Annotated in this window: 13 protein-coding genes; 10 read left to right on the top strand and 3 right to left on the bottom strand. The window is 72.7% G+C overall.

Translation table 11 applies throughout. The features are described from left to right. Nucleotides 1-9 precede the first annotated feature (9 nt). The 5 genes from IE245_RS09025 (at nucleotide 10) to IE245_RS09005 (ending at nucleotide 8,968) form a co-directional block, all read left to right on the top strand. Nucleotides 10-3,135, top strand: coding sequence for a helicase-related protein (locus tag IE245_RS09025; protein ID WP_189946247.1), 3,126 nt, complete (start codon nucleotides 10-12; stop codon nucleotides 3,133-3,135). After that, complete coding sequence (gene drmB, locus IE245_RS09020; protein ID WP_189946246.1) at nucleotides 3,132-4,988, top strand: MrfA Zn-binding domain-containing protein; 1,857 nt, start codon at nucleotides 3,132-3,134, stop codon at nucleotides 4,986-4,988. Before IE245_RS09025 ends, drmB begins: the two co-directional genes overlap by 4 nt. 7 nt (nucleotides 4,989-4,995) lie before the next feature. Continuing rightward, complete coding sequence (locus tag IE245_RS09015) at nucleotides 4,996-6,096, top strand: DEAD/DEAH box helicase (protein WP_189946245.1); 1,101 nt, start codon at nucleotides 4,996-4,998, stop codon at nucleotides 6,094-6,096. A 59-nt stretch (nucleotides 6,097-6,155) separates the two neighbouring features. After that, the gene (locus IE245_RS09010) at nucleotides 6,156-6,749 is read left to right on the top strand and encodes a TetR/AcrR family transcriptional regulator (RefSeq protein WP_189946244.1); all 594 of its coding nucleotides are present in this window, start codon (nucleotides 6,156-6,158) and stop codon (nucleotides 6,747-6,749) included. Nucleotides 6,750-6,892: 143 nt separating this feature from the next. Beyond that, on the top strand, nucleotides 6,893-8,968 hold the full coding sequence (locus tag IE245_RS09005) for a discoidin domain-containing protein (protein WP_189946243.1): 2,076 nt from the start codon (nucleotides 6,893-6,895) through the stop codon (nucleotides 8,966-8,968). 79 nt (nucleotides 8,969-9,047) lie between these two features. Here IE245_RS09005 and IE245_RS09000 read toward each other — a convergent pair whose 3' ends face one another. Continuing rightward, a complete protein-coding gene (locus IE245_RS09000; protein ID WP_189946242.1) occupies nucleotides 9,048-10,361 on the bottom strand; it encodes a YncE family protein in 1,314 nt (437 codons plus the stop codon). A 291-nt stretch (nucleotides 10,362-10,652) separates the two neighbouring features. Here IE245_RS09000 and IE245_RS08995 point away from each other — a divergent pair, with 291 nt between their 5' ends. Further along, nucleotides 10,653-11,249 (top strand): CBS domain-containing protein, encoded by a 597-nt coding sequence (locus IE245_RS08995; protein WP_189946241.1) that lies wholly within the window; start codon nucleotides 10,653-10,655, stop codon nucleotides 11,247-11,249. 191 nt (nucleotides 11,250-11,440) lie between these two features. Here the strand turns inward: IE245_RS08995 and IE245_RS08990 are convergent, their stop codons facing one another. Further along, nucleotides 11,441-11,740 carry a DUF1876 domain-containing protein gene (locus tag IE245_RS08990; RefSeq protein ID WP_189946240.1) on the bottom strand — a complete coding sequence of 100 codons (300 nt, stop codon included), beginning with the start codon at nucleotides 11,738-11,740 and terminating at the stop codon, nucleotides 11,441-11,443. Nucleotides 11,741-11,947: 207 nt separating this feature from the next. Here IE245_RS08990 and IE245_RS08985 point away from each other — a divergent pair, with 207 nt between their 5' ends. Next, nucleotides 11,948-12,214: a hypothetical protein gene (locus IE245_RS08985; protein WP_189946239.1), complete on the top strand. Its 267-nt coding sequence runs from the start codon at nucleotides 11,948-11,950 to the stop codon at nucleotides 12,212-12,214. 92 nt (nucleotides 12,215-12,306) lie between these two features. Here the strand turns inward: IE245_RS08985 and IE245_RS08980 are convergent, their stop codons facing one another. Continuing rightward, nucleotides 12,307-12,948: a hypothetical protein gene (locus tag IE245_RS08980; protein WP_189946238.1), complete on the bottom strand. Its 642-nt coding sequence runs from the start codon at nucleotides 12,946-12,948 to the stop codon at nucleotides 12,307-12,309. Between the two features lie 151 nt (nucleotides 12,949-13,099). Between IE245_RS08980 and IE245_RS08975 the strand changes: the two genes are divergently transcribed. The 3 genes from IE245_RS08975 to IE245_RS08965 all read left to right on the top strand — a co-directional run bounded on the left by IE245_RS08975 (nucleotide 13,100) and on the right by IE245_RS08965 (nucleotide 16,377). Then, nucleotides 13,100-13,489 (top strand): TOBE domain-containing protein, encoded by a 390-nt coding sequence (locus tag IE245_RS08975; protein WP_189946237.1) that lies wholly within the window; start codon nucleotides 13,100-13,102, stop codon nucleotides 13,487-13,489. A 99-nt stretch (nucleotides 13,490-13,588) separates the two neighbouring features. After that, nucleotides 13,589-14,371, top strand: a complete 783-nt coding sequence (modA, locus tag IE245_RS08970) for a molybdate ABC transporter substrate-binding protein (protein ID WP_189946236.1) — start codon at nucleotides 13,589-13,591, stop codon at nucleotides 14,369-14,371. Nucleotides 14,372-14,433: 62 nt separating this feature from the next. Then, nucleotides 14,434-16,377, top strand: a complete 1,944-nt coding sequence (locus IE245_RS08965; protein ID WP_189946235.1) for an ABC transporter permease — start codon at nucleotides 14,434-14,436, stop codon at nucleotides 16,375-16,377. Nucleotides 16,378-16,391 lie beyond the last annotated feature (14 nt).

The raw sequence follows: 16,391 nt of genomic DNA, 5'->3' as shown, positions 1-16,391 counted from the left end.
AACCCGCACGTGAACCCGCGCGACGAGCTCGTCGAGTATCTGCACCGGCAGTTGGTCGGCCCGGCCCACGGCGAGGAAGAAGTGCTCGACGCCCCGCCGGACCGGCAGTACCTGATGGGCACGCTCTACCCTCAGGAAGCGGATCTGCAGCGGCGTCTGACCGAGACCGCCGAGGAGCTGGAGGGGCCCGGTACCGAGGGGGCGGCGGACGACACGGCCCCGGCCACCGACCCCATCCCCGAGTCCAACTCCTGGCTCCCGTCGTCCCTGGGCTTCAGCTTCTACACGGACGCGCCCACCCTGGAGATCGTGTGCGGGGCCGCACGGTACGAGACCCGCCAAGGAGACCGGGCGCGGCACTGGCGGCGCATCCCGCTCCCGGTGGAGACCGTGACCGTCGACGTGGCCGACCACAAGAGCGAGGTGCTCGACGGCAGGGCCGAGATCAGGCTCCGACGCAGGTCGTTCGGTGGCGGCCGGCTCGTCACCGTCGCCCTGGTGAACTCCGCCCGCGCGAGCACACTCCCGACGGCGGGCCGCGGCCGCTCGGCGCAGTGGGACCGGATGCTGTTCCAGGTGCGGCTGGAGGTCCGGCCCCGGGGCGGGAGGATCCGCCCGTATCCGAGTGTGCGCCTCGCCAGCCGCGATCCGGAGGAACAGGAACTGCGGCTCCAGTACCGGCACGTCGTCACCCATGCCGTCGGTCACGGCTGCGCGGTCGACGAACTCCGTGACGGGCACGGTGTCGTCACCGGCGTCGCCGCCACCGTGATGCCGCGGTCCGAAGTCCCGGCCACCCGGGCGGCGGGGCCGGTGGGGCTGCCCGTGCTGCGGGTGCTCCACCTCGCCGATCCCGCCGTGCCGCCGGACGTCCTCCGCTCCGAGCTCCAGGAGTTCGCGGCCGGGTACCACCGGTGGTACGAGGAGCAGCGGAAGGTCGACGTACCGCCCTGGGGCCAGGAGGCCGCGGACCGCATCCTCGGCCGCGTCGAGGGCGCCGTCCGCCGCATCGAGTCGGGCATCCGCACCCTGTGCGACCCCGCGCGGCCCGAACTGCTGGAGGCGTTCCGTACGGCGAACCGTGCCATGGCTCTGCAGATGCGCCATTCCGCCCGTGACCAGGCCGGCGAGCGCAGGGCCCGCGGCGAGGCGGTGGCCGTCGACCCCGCCCCCTTCTCCGACGCCGCTTGGCGCCCGTTCCAGCTGGCGTTCTTCCTCATGGCCCTCGACGGTGTGGCTGACCCGCGTCATCCGGACCGTGAGATCACCGATCTCATCTGGTTCCCGACAGGTGGTGGCAAGACCGAGGCGTACCTGTTGCTCGCCGCCTTCGTCATGGTGCTGCGGCGGCGTCACCCGGACGGGGGCGGGACCGCGGTCCTGAGCCGGTACACGTTGAGCCTGCTCACGACGCAGCAGTTCCAGCGGGCGGCGACCACGGTCTGCGCCCTGGAGAGCCTGCGCCGCGAGAACCCCGCCGTGCTGGGAGAGGAACCCTTCTCCATCGGGCTGTGGGTGGGCGAGGCGACGTCGCCGAACAGCTACGAGTCCGCGCGGAAGGCGTTCGAGGACGTCCGGGCCGCCGCCCGCCCCGAGGACATGTTCATCCTGGACAGGTGTCCGTGGTGCGGCACCCGCATCCTGCCGAGTCACAAGTCCCCGGACATCGGTGACTACGGAGTCCGGGCGGGAGCCGACTCGTTCGCCTTCTTCTGTCCCCGGGACGCGTGCGCCTTCCACGACGAGCTCCCGGTGGCGGTCGTCGACGAGCAGCTCTACGACCGACCGCCCACCTTCGTCCTGGGTACGGTGGACAAGTTCGCGCGCCTCGCCTGGGAGCCGCGCTCAGGGCGGCTGTTCGGCGACGGAAGCGACGTCGCTCCTCCGTCACTGGTCATCCAGGACGAGCTGCATCTGCTCACCGGCCCGCTGGGCACGACCGTCGGGCTGTACGAGGCGGCCGTGCTGGGACTCTGTGCACGCGACGGCGTCGGTCCGAAGGTCGTCGCCTCCACGGCGACCATCCGACGTTCGGGAGAGCAGGTGCGCGGCCTGTACGGACGTGCCGTGCAGCTGTTCCCGCCGGCCGGCGTCGACGCCCGGCACTCGTACTTCGCCGAGCCCGACACGTCACGGCCGGGCCGGCAGTACGTCGGCGTCATGGCTCAGGGACACACCGCCGGTCGTGCCGCGGTCGCCACGGCGGCAGCCATGCTGCAGGGCGCCTGGGAACTCCCTGAGGAGCACCGCGACGCGTACTGGACCCTGGTGGCCTACCACCACAGCCTCCGTGAGCTCGGCCGCACGGTGACCGCGGCCGCCGACGACATCCCCGCCCAGCTGACCGGCCTCGACGGCGGCCTCGGCACGCGGGAACTGCCCGACAACTCCGTCCAGGAGCTGACGAGCAACCTGCCGAGAGCCGAGCAGCCCGTTCTGCTCGACCGGCTGGAGAAGCCGTACACGGCGGCGGACGCCGTGTCGTTCCTGCCCTGTACGAACATGCTGTCGGTCGGCGTGGACGTGAAGCGGCTCGCCCTGATGCTGATGCAAGGACAGCCGAAGACCACCGCCGAATACATCCAGGCGACGAGCCGGGTGGGCCGTCACGCCGTCCCGGGCCTGGTGGTGACGTTCTTCAACGCCACCCGGCCGAGGGACCGCTCGCACTACGAGACCTTCGACGTCTACCACCGGTCCCTGTACCGGCACGTCGAACCGACGAGCGTGACGCCTTGGTCCGCGCCTTCGCGCCGTCGTGCCCTGCACGCCGCGCTGGTCATCCTCGTGCGGCACGGCCTCGGCCTGTCCGGCGAGAACCAGGCCGGCGAGTTGATCGACCGGCTGCCGGAGGTCGTCGTGATCGCGGAGCAACTGGCCGCCCGGGCCTCGGCCGGCGATTCCCGGGCCGCCTCCGCGGTCCATCAGGAACTCGACGAGCTGCTGTCCGCGTGGCAGCAGCACGCGCTCGACGCCCGCAAGGAAGGCAAGGAACTTTATTACCGAAGCCAGGGCAAGGGTCAGATGCATCTGCTGAAGAATTTCGAACAGCACGGCGGACTGTGGGAGACGCCCCACTCGATGCGCAACGTCGACCGGGAATGCCAGGTGACGGTGAAGGGAGCGGAGCTGTGAGCAGGCGACTGCGGGTGCGCCAGGCACAGACGGTCCTCCCGTTCGGAGTCGGGGCCGTCTTCGACATCCAGGGCGAGTCGTTCGTGGCCACCGGCATCGGGGACTGGCCGAAGCAGCGTCAGGAGGTCGTCTCGTCCCGGCTGGCCCACCAGCTCGGGGTGAGCGGCTTCTACGCCGCGCCCCCGGCGGCCGACGAGCGCTTCGACCGACAGGGCGCGGCGGGCGCCCCGTACGTCCGTTTCCCGGCTTGGCTGTTCTGCGGTGCCTGTCGACGCATGATCCGCTGGCGCATCGCCGACGAGAAGCCTGGCACGGCGCCTCGTTGCCCCGGCTGCTCTCCGACGCGGCAGCTGGCTCCGATGCGTTTCGTACAGATCTGCGCGGACGGTCATCTCGGGGACGTGGACTGGTGGTTCTGGGCCCACTCCCGGCTCGATCCGGCGGTACGCCAGTCCTGTACGACGCGCGACCGGCTCCGCTTCGACGTGTCCGAGCGGGCGACGGGCCTCGAAGCGCTCTCCGTCACCTGTCTGGCACGTGGCTGCGGGGCCTCCCGGGACCTGCTCGACGTCCTCGGCACGCACGGCATGCGCTGCTCGGGACGGAACCCCTGGCAGCGTCTCAGCGAGGCGGCCGACTGCGTCAAGCCCGTCCAGATCGTGCAGCGTACGGCGGGGAACGTGTACTACCCGGTGGTGAGTTCCGCCCTCGACATCCCCGAGGCCGAGCTGCCGGCCGACGCCGGGAGCGAGCTCCTGGCCGAGCGGGTACGAGCCTCGGACCTGTGGATCCCGCTGTGCAGGGCGGCCGGCGGGGCCCGGGCCGAGACCTATCGCGACCTCATCAAGGAGGACACCGGTGCGGACGACGCGCTCCTGGACGCACTCCTCGCCGAGGAGACCGGCATCGCCTCCGCGCCGGCTCCGGCGGCTTCCGGGGACGGCCCGCCGGCCGGGCCCGCGGTACCGGACCTGAGCCGTGAGGAGTGGTCGGCGTTCATCGCTCCGGCCCAGCCCGCCACGAGGGATTTCGCGGTTCGTACGACCGACCTCGGTCTCGCGGGTGAGACGGCGGAGCCGTGGGCGGGGCTGGGCGGGCGCATGGGGCGGATCGTGCTGGCCGACCGGCTCCGGGAGGTGCGCGCGCTGCAGGGGTTCCGCAGGGTCTCCCCCGGTTCGGCCTTCGTTCCCGCCGACACCTCGCGACGGCTGCGCTGGCTGCCCGCCGTGGAGGTGTTCGGCGAGGGGATCTTCCTCACTCTCGACAAGGACGAACTGACGTCATGGGAGCGGGACGCCCGGGTACGGGAACGGGTGGCGGGGATGCGGGAGGACCTCGCCCGCTCGTTCCAGGCCGACCGGCTGGCGGCGGTGGCGGGACATGAGCTGTCCCCCCGCTTCGTGCTCCTGCACACCTTCGCCCACCTTCTCATCCGGCAGTTGTCGTTCGAGTCGGGCTACTCCACCGCGAGCCTGCGCGAGCGGGTGTACGCACGTCCCGAACACGATCAGTACGGCGTGCTGGTGTACACGGCGGCAGGTGACGCGGAAGGCACCCTCGGGGGGCTCGTGCAACAGGGCGAACCCCCTCGCCTCGCCGAGACCCTTCTGCGGATGACGGAGGCGGCGGCCTGGTGCTCGGCCGATCCGCTGTGCGCCGAGCACACGGGGCAGGGATTCGACAGCCTCAACCGGGCGGCGTGCCACGCCTGCGCCCTTCTGCCGGAGACCAGCTGCGAGACGGGCAACACGCTCCTCGACCGGTGCCTGGTGGTGGGTGGCGGCCACGTGCCCGGATACTTCGAACCGATCATCGCGGCGGCCCGCGCGGCCGCCGCGACAGCGATGGAGTGAGCCGACGATGACCCTCACCTACCTGGACCTCACCGCGCGGCAACGCGCGGTGCTCGACAGCCTTCCCTTCGACGGCAACCACCTCGTCAACGGCGCTCCCGGAAGCGGCAAGAGCCTGCTGGCCGTACAGCGTGCGGTGATGCTCTCGCTCACGGGAGGGCCGACCGTACTGCTGACTCGCTCCCACCTGCTGCGGCAGTCGCTGGCACCCGCCGTCGCGGCCCTCGGGACGTCGGGGAACAGGGTGACCGTGTCCACGGCTCACGCCTGGCTGGCCGCCTGGTACCGGGACCGGACCGGCTCCGAGGCGCCTCGTGCGGACGACGGCTGGTACGACTGGAGCGTTCTGGTGCGCACGGCCACGTCCACCGACCCCGTCCCCGGTCTCTCCGTGGTCGTCGACGAGGGTCAGGACCTGCCTCCCGGCTTCTACCGCTTCTGCCGGGTGCTGGGCGCACGGATCACCGTGTACGCGGATGAATGCCAGCAGCTCACGGAGACCCATTCGACCCTCGCGGAGATCTCGAAGGCACTCGGGGGCTGCCCTGTGCGCGAGGTGGAGGGCAACCACCGGAACTCCCGTCAGATCGCGGAGCTGGCACGCCACTTCCACGTCGGCTCGTCGGCGCCGGAACCCCCCGAACGCGAAGGGGCGCTTCCGCAGCTCCATTCTTTCGCGCGCCCCGAGGTCCTCACCGCGTTCCTGACCGGCATCGCACAGTCGCGCCCCCGGTCTTCCGTGGGGGTCGTCCTGAAGTCGACGCGAGCCCAGCTCGACCTGTTGGCCCGTCTGAGCAAGGCGGCCCCACGCCTCAGGCCCCAGCTCTACACGGCGGAGGCGGGCCACGGCCGGTACCGCCACCTGGACCTCTCCCGTCCGGGCCTCACCCTCGTCAATCGGGCCAGTGTCAAAGGGCTCGGCTTCGACGTCGTGGTGGTGCCCGACGCTCACGTGGATGCCGATACGGACCCCTCGTCGGCAGCGCTGCGGATGACGTACTACGTCCTGGCCACCCGCGCCCGGCACGAGCTGCACTTCGGCTACGAAGGCGGGAGCGAGCCCCCGCTGCTGGCACGGATCCCCCGGGACGACCTTTTCAGGGCATGACCGGCTGCTCGGTTCGCGGATGAGGTGGTTACCCTGACGCCCGGACCCGAGGAGGAAGCATGGGGCGGATGCCGTCGGCGGAGCGACGTCGGCAGCTGGTCGAGGCGGCGATCAGGGCGATGAGCAGGGACGGGGTGGCCAGGACCACCACGCGGTCCATCTCCGCCGAGGCCGGGGTCTCGCTGAGCGTCTTCCATTACTGCTTCGACTCCAAGCAGGCGCTCCTGGAGGCGGCCATCGAGACGATCATCGGCGACTACGTGGCGCGGGTGATGCGGGCGGTCGAGCCCCGGGCGACGCTGCGCGAGACGGTGCGGGCGGCGCTGCGGACGTACTGGGAGGACGTCACGGCGCATCCGGAGCACCACCTGCTGACGTACGACCTCACGCAGTACGCGCTGCGCGAGCCGGGGTTCGAGCACCTGGCGCGGGCGCAGTACGAGCAGTACGTGCGGTCGGCGACGGCGCTGGTGGAGCAGGTGGGGGCGGTGCGCGGGGCGGAGCCGAAGGTCCCGGTGCCGACGCTGGCCCGGCACCTCGCGGCGGCGGTGGACGGGATGACGCTCCAGTACCTCGTCCTGCGGGACGAGCAAGCAGCGGAGGAGCAGCTGGAGTTGACGGTTGATCAGCTGGTGCTGCTGATCGAGGGGTGAGCTCGGGGAGACCGGGGAGCGACGCGTCCGGGGTAACCCGAACCCGTCAGTAGGTCGTTTGACCCGGACTCTTGACTCGGTCCTTCATCACCGCGATCCTCGGGGCGCCCGGTACACCCCCACCGACCGGAGGCTTCCCGACCATGTCCCCACGCACGCACCGGACGTCCCCACGCACCGCCCGGACGCGCCGCCTCGGCCTCGTGTCCCTCTTCCTCGCGCTCGCGGCCGTGCTCTTCGGGGCCGCGCCGGTCCCCGCCGCCGGTTCGTCGTGGTGGGAGCCGGCGGCGCGGCCCGCGCCCGACTCGCAGATCAACGCCACCGGCGCGCCGTTCACCGGCACCGACGCCCAGGGGCGGGTGCGCGGCTTCGTCGACGCGCACAACCACGTGATGTCCAACGAGGGCTTCGGCGGCCGGCTGATCTGCGGCAAGCCCTTCTCCACCGCCGGGGCGGCCGACGCCCTGAAGGACTGCCCCGAGCACTACCCGGACGGTTCGGGCGCCCTCTTCGAGAACCTGACGGGCGGGGCGGACGGCACGCACGACCCGGACGGCTGGCCGACCTTCGCCGACTGGCCCGCGCACGACTCGCTGACGCACCAGCAGAACTACTACGCCTGGCTGGAGCGGGCGTGGCGGGGCGGTCAGCGCGTGCTCGTCAACGACCTGGTCTCCAACGGGCTGCTGTGCTCGCTCATGCCCCGGGACCGCGGCTGCGACGAGATGGAGGCCATCCGCCTGGAGGCCCGCAAGACCTACGAGATGCAGGACTACGTCGACTCGATGTTCGGCGGCCCCGGCAAGGGCTGGTTCCGCATCGTCACCAGCGCCGACCAGGCTCGTTCGGTGATCGAGCAGGGCAAGCTCGCCGTCGTCCTCGGCGTGGAGACCTCGGAGCCGTTCGGCTGCAAGCAGATCCTCGACGTCGCCCAGTGCGACAAGGCCGACATCGACCGCGGCCTGGACGAGCTGTACCGGCTCGGCGTGCGCAGCATGTTCCTCTGCCACAAGTTCGACAACGCGCTGTGCGGCGTCCGCTTCGACAGCGGGACGACCGGTGTGGCGGTCAACATCGGCCAGTTCCTGTCCACCGGCACGTTCTGGTCGACCGAGCGGTGCGCCGGTCCGCAGCAGGACAATCCGATCGGACTCGTCGCGCCCGCCGCGATGGCGGAGAAGCTGCCCGCCGGGGTGAGCGTGCCCTCCTACGCCTCCGACGCCCGCTGCAACACCCGGGGCCTGACCCGGCTGGGCGAGTACGCGCTCCGGGGCATGATGGACCGGGGCATGATGCTGGAGCTCGACCACATGAGCGTGAAGGCGGCCGGCCGGGCCCTCGACATGCTGGAGGCCGAGGAGTACCCGGGCGTGCTGTCGACGCACAGCTGGATGGACCTCGACTGGACCGAACGGCTGTACAGGCTGGGCGGGTTCACGGCCCCGTACATGCACGCCGCCCAGGGCTTCATCGACGAGGCGGACGGCAAGGCCGCGCTGCGCGAGAAGTACGGCGTCGGCCTCGGCTACGGCACCGACATGAACGGCGTCGGCGGCTGGCCCGGCCCGGTCGGCACGGACGCGCCGAACGCGGTCACGTACCCGTACCGCAGCTTCGACGGCGGCACGGTCCTCGACCGGCAGGTGACCGGCGAGCGGACCTGGGACCTCAACACGGACGGTGCCGCGCACGCCGGTCTCGTCCCGGACTGGATCGAGCAGATCCGGCTCACCCCGGGCGGCCCGGACGTCATCGACGACCTGGCGCTCGGCGCCGAGTCCTACCTGCGGACCTGGCGGGCGACCGAGCGGCACGAGCCGGGCGTCAACCTCGCGGCCGGCGTGCCCACGTCGGCGAGCAGCACCGAGTGGCACCCCTTCACCAGCTACGCGCCCGGCCGGGCCTTCGACGGCGACACCGGCACCCGCTGGGCCAGCGACTGGTCGGACGACCAGTGGCTCCGGGTGGACCTGGGCGAGGTCCGGCGGGTGGGCCGGGTGACCCTGGACTGGGAGCGGGCCTATGCCCGCCAATACCGGATCGAGGTCTCCGAGGACGGTGAGAACTGGCGGACGGTCTGGTCGACGGAGGTCGGGGACGGCGGCTTCGACACGGCCGCGTTCGCGTCCACGCCGGCCCGCTACGTACGGATCCACGGGGACCGGCGGGCCACGCAGTGGGGCTACTCGCTGTACGAGGTGACGGTCACGCGCTCCTGAGCGGGCGCGGCTGACGAGGAGGGGCCGGCCGGATCGACGGCGATCCGGCCGGCCCCTCCGGTTCGTTCCGGACGGCGCGTCAGTCCGCTGCCGTGCCCGTCCAGTCGGCGGGCACGCGGGCGAGGCGGACGCGCTGGGGGTGGTCGCCGACGGGGACGCTCGCGACGCGCTCGCCGGTGGCGAAGTCGATGGCGCTCACGCGGTCGGCGCCGCTCTCGGAGACCACGCAGGCCTTGCCGTCGCCGCTCACGGTGGCCCAGTAGGGCTTGTCGGCGGGGACGAGCGGGCCCTGGGCGAGGGTGGCGCGGTCGACGACGGTCGCGTAGTCGTCCATGGTGCCGGCGACGCAGAGCTTGCTGCCGTCCGGGCTGATCGACAGGCCGTGGTGGCGCGAGTCGTTGACCCAGGTGGTGCGGTCGGGGTCGGTGGCGGGGTTGCCCGGCAGGGCCTTGAGTCGGGTGACGCGGTCGCTGTCGACGTCGTACTCCAGGAAGCCGTTGAGGAAGGAGACCTGGAAGTAGAGCTTCTTCTCGTCCGGGGTGAAGACGAGGGGGCGGACGGCGTCGGAGAGGTCGTCGCGGCCGAAGGCGTCGAGGCGGGAGCGCATGTCGATCACGCGGACCGTCTCGAAGGTCGTCGCGTCCACCACGGTGATCTTCCGGTCGCCCTTGGTCCAGTCGAGCCAGGGCGCGTCGAGGGCGGTGGTCACCTCGCCGATCGACATGTTCCAGAGCCGGCCGTCGGCGGTGAAGACGTTCTCGTGGGGCTTGTCGCCGGTCTTGAAGCTGCCGAGCTCACGGCCGGTGGAGATGTCGAGGACGTGCACGGTGTTCGCCGTGGAGGCGGAGACGGCGACGCGGGTGCCGTCCGGCGAGACCGCCATGTGGTCGGATCGGTAACCGGCCACGGGGAAGCGCCAGTTGATCCGGCCGGTGCGGAGGCCGATGGAGACGACGTCCGCGAAGCTGGGACGGGAGACGACCATCGCGCCGCCGTCGGGGGTGGCGTACATGTCGTCGACGAACTGGTCGTGTCCCTCGCCCGGGCCGCTGCGGACGCCGAGGAAGAAGGCGAGCTTGACGGGGTTGAGGTAGATCTCCCGGAGGCGCTCCTCCTTGTCGGGGACGACGTTCACCCGGCCGATCCGGTGGAAGTCGCCGCGGGAGGCGATGACATCGGCGGTGCCGTCCCAGTTGTTGCCGACGAACATGACCTCGCGCAGGGGCGCGCCGGAGGCGTGCGCGGGGGCGTCGGGCGTGGCGGCGGGGGCCGCGACGGCGGGGGCGAGGAGGGTGAGGGAGGCGGCGAGGGAAGCCGCCGCGGCGAGCACGAGCCGACGGGGCCGGGGAGTCCTGGTGGGCCCGGGGGTCCGGGCCGTACGCATCGAGGGCATGGAGGGCCTTCTTCCGTGGGGACTTCGGTGGGGAGTTCCGTGCGGGAGTTCCGGGCGTGTACCTCCGCGCGAGGGCTGCCGCACGAGGGCCGACGTACGGGTTCCGTACGGAACTCCCTTGTGGATACTGCTACTTACCGGAGGTAACTGGCAGGTAACCACGGACCCGCGCCCCCCACAAGACGTCTTCCGCACCCCTGTTCCCCCGCCCTTCCGCCACCCCGCCCTCACGCCGCCCGCCGCCCGTGCGGGATCATGGAACCATCACCCGCAGAAGGGACGGAACGGACGATGAGGAACCGCAGTGTCGCGGACCTGATGACCCCTACGGCGGTCGCGGTCCAGCGCGGGACGCCGTTCAAGGAGATCGCGCGGCTCCTCGACGAGTACGGCATCACGGCCGTCCCCGTCGTCGACGACGAGAACCGGCCCGTGGGCGTGGTCTCCGAGGCGGACCTGCTGCGTCGGCACACCGCCAAGGGCGGCCCCAGCACCGCGGAGGCGATGATGTCGAGCCCCGTGCACACCGCCCGTCCCTCCTGGACGGCCGTCGAGGCGGCCCGGCTCATGGAGCGGCACCGCGTCAAGCGGCTGCCGGTCGTGGACGCGGACGGGCGGCTCATCGGCGTGCTCAGCCGCAGCGACCTGCTCCAGCTCTTCCTGCGTCGCGACCGGTCGATCCAGGAGGAGATCCGCGAGGACGTCGTGATGCGCATCCTCGGCCTCTCCCCCGCCGCCGTCCACATCGACGTCGACGAGGGCCGGGTCACGCTCAGCGGCACCCTGGGGCGGAAGGACCTCGGGCCGATGCTCGTGCGGCTGTGCGAGTCCGTCGACGGGGTCGTCGAGGTCGTCGACCACCTCGTGGTCGAGACGCCCGACGCCTAGACGGGCCGGTCCGACGCCCTGGGTCCGTGCCTCGGCGTCCGTCCACCGGGCCGGTGGACGGACATCGAGGCACGGATACGGATACGGATACGGAAGGCGTACGGGACGGGCCACGGCCCGGCGCACGAGCCGCACCGCTCCCGCCGGGCCGTGGCCCGCCCGGCGGCGGGCTCCTCAGGGCGCCAAGCTCCTCAGGAGACCGCCTCCGGCCAGCCGTATCCGGGACCCGTGCGCGACGGTACGGTCCCGGCCCCGATCGCCTCCATCTCACGGTTCGCCTCCCGCATCAGCTTGCCCGCCAGGTCCTTCATGGCCCGGCTCGCGGCGAGCTCGTCGCCGATCGCGGGCACGTCGGTGTCCGTCGGGTTGCAGCGGGCCGATCCGTGCCCCGTGAAGGTCGCCGTCCCCGTGTCGAGCCGCGCCTCGGCCTCGGTGCGGCCGGCCTCCTCGTTCAGCTCCAGGCCGACCCTCCATTCCAGGTTCCGCGCCATGGTCCGCCTCCTCGCGCGCCGTTCGGCACCGCCGGGCCCGCCCTGCGGCGCCCGGGGCGCTGTTTCCCCCGCTCCTTCCAGGATCCGCCCGCCGGAGCCGGGACGCACGGGGAGCGACGGGGGGGTGGAGGCACGTGTTCCGCACCGGCGGGGCGGGAACCACCCCCCGCACGGAGCACGGACACTTCACGGCGAAGGGGTACCGCTATGGCCGGCCGGCTAGGCGCCCGGAAACGGCTGGAGGTGCTCCGGGTCGTGGTGGCCGGCCTCGGGGTCCCCGCGAGCCTGGGCATCGGCGTGATCCTGAACGCGAGCGGGCTGCACGTCGGCGTCGGGCTCGCCGCCACCGCCGTCGTCCTGATGGGCACGGCCACCGCCCTCGCGAGGATCGACACCGCGCTGTCCCGCTATCCCGCGCCGCCGTCCCAGAGGGGCCGCCGCGCGGACCGGGAGCCGGACGACGGCTACCTCTGACCGCCGCACCCGCCGCGTGACGCGACGCCGGCACCGGCACCAGCACCAGCACCAGCACCAGCACCAGCACCGATACGGTCCCCGTTCGCGGCTCAGGCCGACGGGTCCTGCCGCTCCCCGTCGGCGAGGACGTGCGCGAGCAGGAACTCGGTCGCCCCGGCGATCGCCTCCGCGTAGGTGCCGTGGACCGGCCGGGACTCCTCCTCCGCCTGGTCCGCGGCGGTGGCGGCGTACCACCAGGCGTCGGCGTCGGGGTCGTGGTGGACGACGGCGGTGCCGCCCGCGTAGTGGAGCGGGATGGACTCGGCGGAGGACTTCCTGACCACGGCGTGGGGCCACTTGACGCGGGCGGACTGGCGCTTGATCCCGCCCCAGGCGGCTCCGAGCTGGGCGTAGGTGGCCCCGCTGCGGCCCGCCACGGTGGCGGCGGACTCCGCGAGCCGGTCGACGGACCGCTTGGCCTCGTACAGGGACCGCAGGACGGCCAGTTGCACGTCGGGGGAGGCCATGAGGACCGGGTCGTGCTTCTTGCCCGCGGCCCGGTAGGCCAGCAGGCGGGTCGAGATCCGCCCGGCCAGGGCCCGGACCGCCTCGTGGACCCGCTCGTCCATGGTGAAGGCGTCGTCCTGGGTGGGCTCGTTCCACGGGGGCTCGACCAGGTCCGCGAAGGCGGCCCAGAAGTCGTCGTCGGTCTTGTCGGGGGTCGGGACGCCCGACCCTGTCGCATCGCTCATGCGACAACATTAACTGTCACTCGAACGTTTCGACAGATATTTCTGTCGGATCGGCGGGTCTCGTTCTTTCCTCCTACAGGGGTCGCATACGCCATGGACAGTCCAACGAATTTGTTGCAGATGAGAGAGATCGAGCCCTACGGTGTCGCACATGCAGTCCTACACCATCGGGCAGGCCGCGCGGCTCCTCGGCGTCAGCCCCGACACCGCCCGGCGCTGGGCCGACGCGGGCCGGGTCGCCACCCACCGGGACGAGAGCGGCCGACGCGTCATCGACGGCAGGTCGCTGGCCGCGTTCTCCGTGGAGCTCGCGCAGTCGGAGGACGACGACGCGCCGTACACCTCCGCCCGCAACGCGTTCCCCGGGATCGTCACGGCGATCAAGCTCGGCGACGTCGCGGCCCAGGTCACCATCCAGGCCGGTCCGCACCGCCTGGTCTCCCTCCTCACCCGGGAGGCCGTGGAGGAGCTGGGACTGGAAGTCGGCATGCAGGCCACCGCCCGCGTGAAGTCGACCAGCGTGCACATCGACCGCACCTGACACCCCTCACGCAACACCGAGCCGCCGCGCCCGTCCCGGGCCGACGGCACGGGCGGCCGCATCCGCGCCTTCCGTTCCCCGTCAAGGAGTTCCCACCCCATGACCCTCGCTCTCCCCCTCGGCGGACGCCGCGCCACCGCCGCCGCGCTCACCGCCGCCCTGCTCGTCCCGCTCGCCGCCTGCTCCGGCGGCGACGACGGCAACGCGCCCGCCGGGGACGCGAAGCTGACCGTGCTCGCCGCCGCCTCGCTGACGGACGTGTTCAAGACGGCGGGAGCGGCGTACGAGAAGGCGCACCCGGGGACGAGGCTGTCCTTCTCCTTCGCCGGCTCGCAGGAGCTCGTCGCCCAGGTCTCGCAGGGTTCGCCCGCGGACGTCCTGGTCACCGCCGACACCAAGAGCATGGACAAGGTGAGGGCCGACACCGGCACGCCCGTGGTCATCGCGACGAACCGGCTCGTCATCGCCACCGGCGAGGGCAACCCGCACGAGGTCGACGACCTGAAGGACCTCGCCGACGCGAAGCTGAAGGTCGTCCTCGCCGCGCCCGAGGTCCCGGCGGGCAAGTACAGCAGGCAGATCCTGGAGAAGCAGGGCATCGCGGTGAAGCCGGTCTCCCAGGAGCCCAACGTCCGCGCCGTGCTCAGCAAGGTCGAGCTCGGCGAGGCCGACGCCGGGCTCGTCTACCGGACGGACGCCGCGGGCGCCGCGGACAAGGTCGACGCCGTCGAGATCCCCGACGACCGCAACGCCGTCGCGACGTACCCGGCCGCCACGCTGAAGGACTCGGAGAACGCCGAGGCCGCCGCGGCCTTCGTCGCCTGGCTGACCTCGGCCGAGGGCCAGAAGATCCTCCGGGACGCCGGCTTCCAGAAGCCCTAGGGAAGCCGAGGGGGAGCCACAGGGAAGCCGGAGAGAAGTCACAGGGAATCGCGGGGACAGCCATGAGACGCGCAGGCACACGCACGACCCCCGGGGCCCGTCCGCCCCTCGCCCTGGCGCTGCCCGCGCTCCTCGGCGTCGCCTTCCTGGCGCTCCCCCTGCTCGGCATCCTCGTCAGGACCGAATGGGGGGAGCTCGCCGACCACCTGGGCTCCCCCGGCACCGTCGAGGCGCTGAAGCTGTCGCTCGTCGTGTCCTTCTGGGCGCTCGGGCTCTCACTGCTCCTCGGCGTGCCGCTGGCCTGGCTGCTCGCCCGGGTACCGTTCCCCGGCAAGGCGTTCGTCCGCTCCCTCGTCCTGCTGCCCATGGTGCTGCCGCCGACCGTCGGCGGCGTGGCGCTGCTGCTCGCCTTCGGGCGGCGCGGGCTCCTCGGGCCCCGGCTGGAGGACGCCTTCGGGGTCACGTTCCCCTTCCACACCTCGGGCGCGGTCCTCGCCGCCACCTTCGTCGCCATGCCGTTCCTCGTCATCAGCCTGGAGGGCGCGCTCGGCGGACTGCGGCCGCGGTACGAGGAGACGGCGGCCTCCCTGGGGGCCTCGCCGGTCCGGGTCTTCCTCACCGTCACGCTGCCGATGGTGGCGCCGGGCGTCCTCGCCGGGGCGGCGCTCACCTGGGCGCGGGCGCTGGGCGAGTTCGGGGCGACGATCACCTTCGCGGGGAACCTGCCGGGGACCACGCAGACCCTGCCGCTCCAGGTCTACCTGCTCCTCCAGGAGGAGCCCGAGGCGGCCACCTCGGTCTCGCTGCTGCTCCTCGCCATCGCGATGGGCGTGCTCATCGCCCTGCGCGGACGCTGGACGGGGACTCCGCGTGAGCGCGCCGGTGCCGCCGCGGCGCCCGTCCCGGACGGTACGGACCCGGCCGCCGCCGAGCCGCCGGCGCGGTCCGCCGTGCCGGCCCCCACCGGCGGACGCTGGTCCCTGCACGCCGAGGTCACCGGCTTCAACCGGCTCACCCTCGACGCGGAGCCCGGCACCACCATCGCCGTCGTCGGTCCCAACGGCGCCGGGAAGACCACGCTGCTGCGCGCCCTGCTCGGCCTCACGCCCCGCGCCCACGCCGACCTCACGCTCGGCGGCGAGGACGTCACCGCCCTGCCGCCGCACCGGCGCCGGGTCGCCTGGGTCCCCCAGGACGGAGCGCTCTTCCCGCACCTGTCGGCCCTCGCCAACACCGCGTACGGGCTCCGCGCCCAGGGCGTCCCGCGCGCCGAGGCGCGCCGCGAGGCGCAGGCGTGGCTCGACCGGCTCGGCGTCGGGCACCTCGCCCACCGGCGCCCCGGGCAGCTCTCCGGCGGGCAGGCGCAGCGCGTGGCGCTGGCCCGGGCGCTCGCCGCCCGGCCCCGGCTGCTCGTCCTCGACGAGCCGCTCGCCGCGCTCGACCAGACGACCCGCGCGCACGTCCGGCACACGCTGCGGACCCATCTCTCCGGGTTCGGCGGCGTCTGCCTCATCGTCACCCACGACCCGGTGGAGGCGGTGTCGCTCGCCGACCGGGTCCTCGTCCTGGACGGGGGCCGGGCCCTGCAGGACGCCGACCCCGCCGAGGTCACCCGCCATCCCCGCTCCCCGTGGGTGGCGCGGATGCTCGGCCGCAACGCCTGGCCGGGCACGGCCGGCGCGGAGGGGATCGTCCTCGACGGCGGCGGCGTCCTGGTCGCGGCCGAACCGCCGCCGCCCGGCACGCCGGCGCTCGCGGTCGTCGCCCCCGAGGCGGTGTCCGTGCACCGCGAGAAGCCCGTGGGCAGCCCCCGCAACGTCTGGCCCGGCACCGTACGCGAGATCACCGGCAGCGGCAGCCGCCTCCGGGTCCTCGTGACCTCGGCCGAGGCGCCGGACCTCGTCGCCGAGATCACCCCGGGGGCCGCGGCCGAACTCGGCCTCGCCGAGGGGATGTCCGTGTGGACGAGCGTGAAGGCCACGGAGACGACCGTCGTGCCGCTCTGAGGGGCGGGGCGCGT

This window comes from Streptomyces roseolus (assembly GCF_014649855.1).
GTDB lineage: Bacteria > Actinomycetota > Actinomycetes > Streptomycetales > Streptomycetaceae > Streptomyces > Streptomyces roseolus.
This window is presented reverse-complemented; position numbering and strand designations above follow the sequence as displayed.

Excerpts from the sequence above, each read along its gene's own strand:
- IE245_RS09015 (WP_189946245.1), top strand. The coding sequence starts at position 4,996 with ATGACCCTCACCTACCTGGACCTCACCGCGCGGCAACGCGCGGTGCTC.
- IE245_RS09010 (WP_189946244.1), top strand. The coding sequence starts at position 6,156 with ATGGGGCGGATGCCGTCGGCGGAGCGACGTCGGCAGCTGGTCGAGGCG.
- IE245_RS09005 (WP_189946243.1), top strand. The coding sequence starts at position 6,893 with ATGTCCCCACGCACGCACCGGACGTCCCCACGCACCGCCCGGACGCGC.
- IE245_RS09000 (WP_189946242.1), bottom strand. The coding sequence starts at position 10,361 with ATGCCCTCGATGCGTACGGCCCGGACCCCCGGGCCCACCAGGACTCCC.
- IE245_RS08995 (WP_189946241.1), top strand. The coding sequence starts at position 10,653 with ATGAGGAACCGCAGTGTCGCGGACCTGATGACCCCTACGGCGGTCGCG.
- IE245_RS08990 (WP_189946240.1), bottom strand. The coding sequence starts at position 11,740 with ATGGCGCGGAACCTGGAATGGAGGGTCGGCCTGGAGCTGAACGAGGAG.
- IE245_RS08985 (WP_189946239.1), top strand. The coding sequence starts at position 11,948 with ATGGCCGGCCGGCTAGGCGCCCGGAAACGGCTGGAGGTGCTCCGGGTC.
- IE245_RS08980 (WP_189946238.1), bottom strand. The coding sequence starts at position 12,948 with ATGAGCGATGCGACAGGGTCGGGCGTCCCGACCCCCGACAAGACCGAC.
- IE245_RS08975 (WP_189946237.1), top strand. The coding sequence starts at position 13,100 with ATGCAGTCCTACACCATCGGGCAGGCCGCGCGGCTCCTCGGCGTCAGC.
- modA (WP_189946236.1), top strand. The coding sequence starts at position 13,589 with ATGACCCTCGCTCTCCCCCTCGGCGGACGCCGCGCCACCGCCGCCGCG.
- IE245_RS08965 (WP_189946235.1), top strand. The coding sequence starts at position 14,434 with ATGAGACGCGCAGGCACACGCACGACCCCCGGGGCCCGTCCGCCCCTC.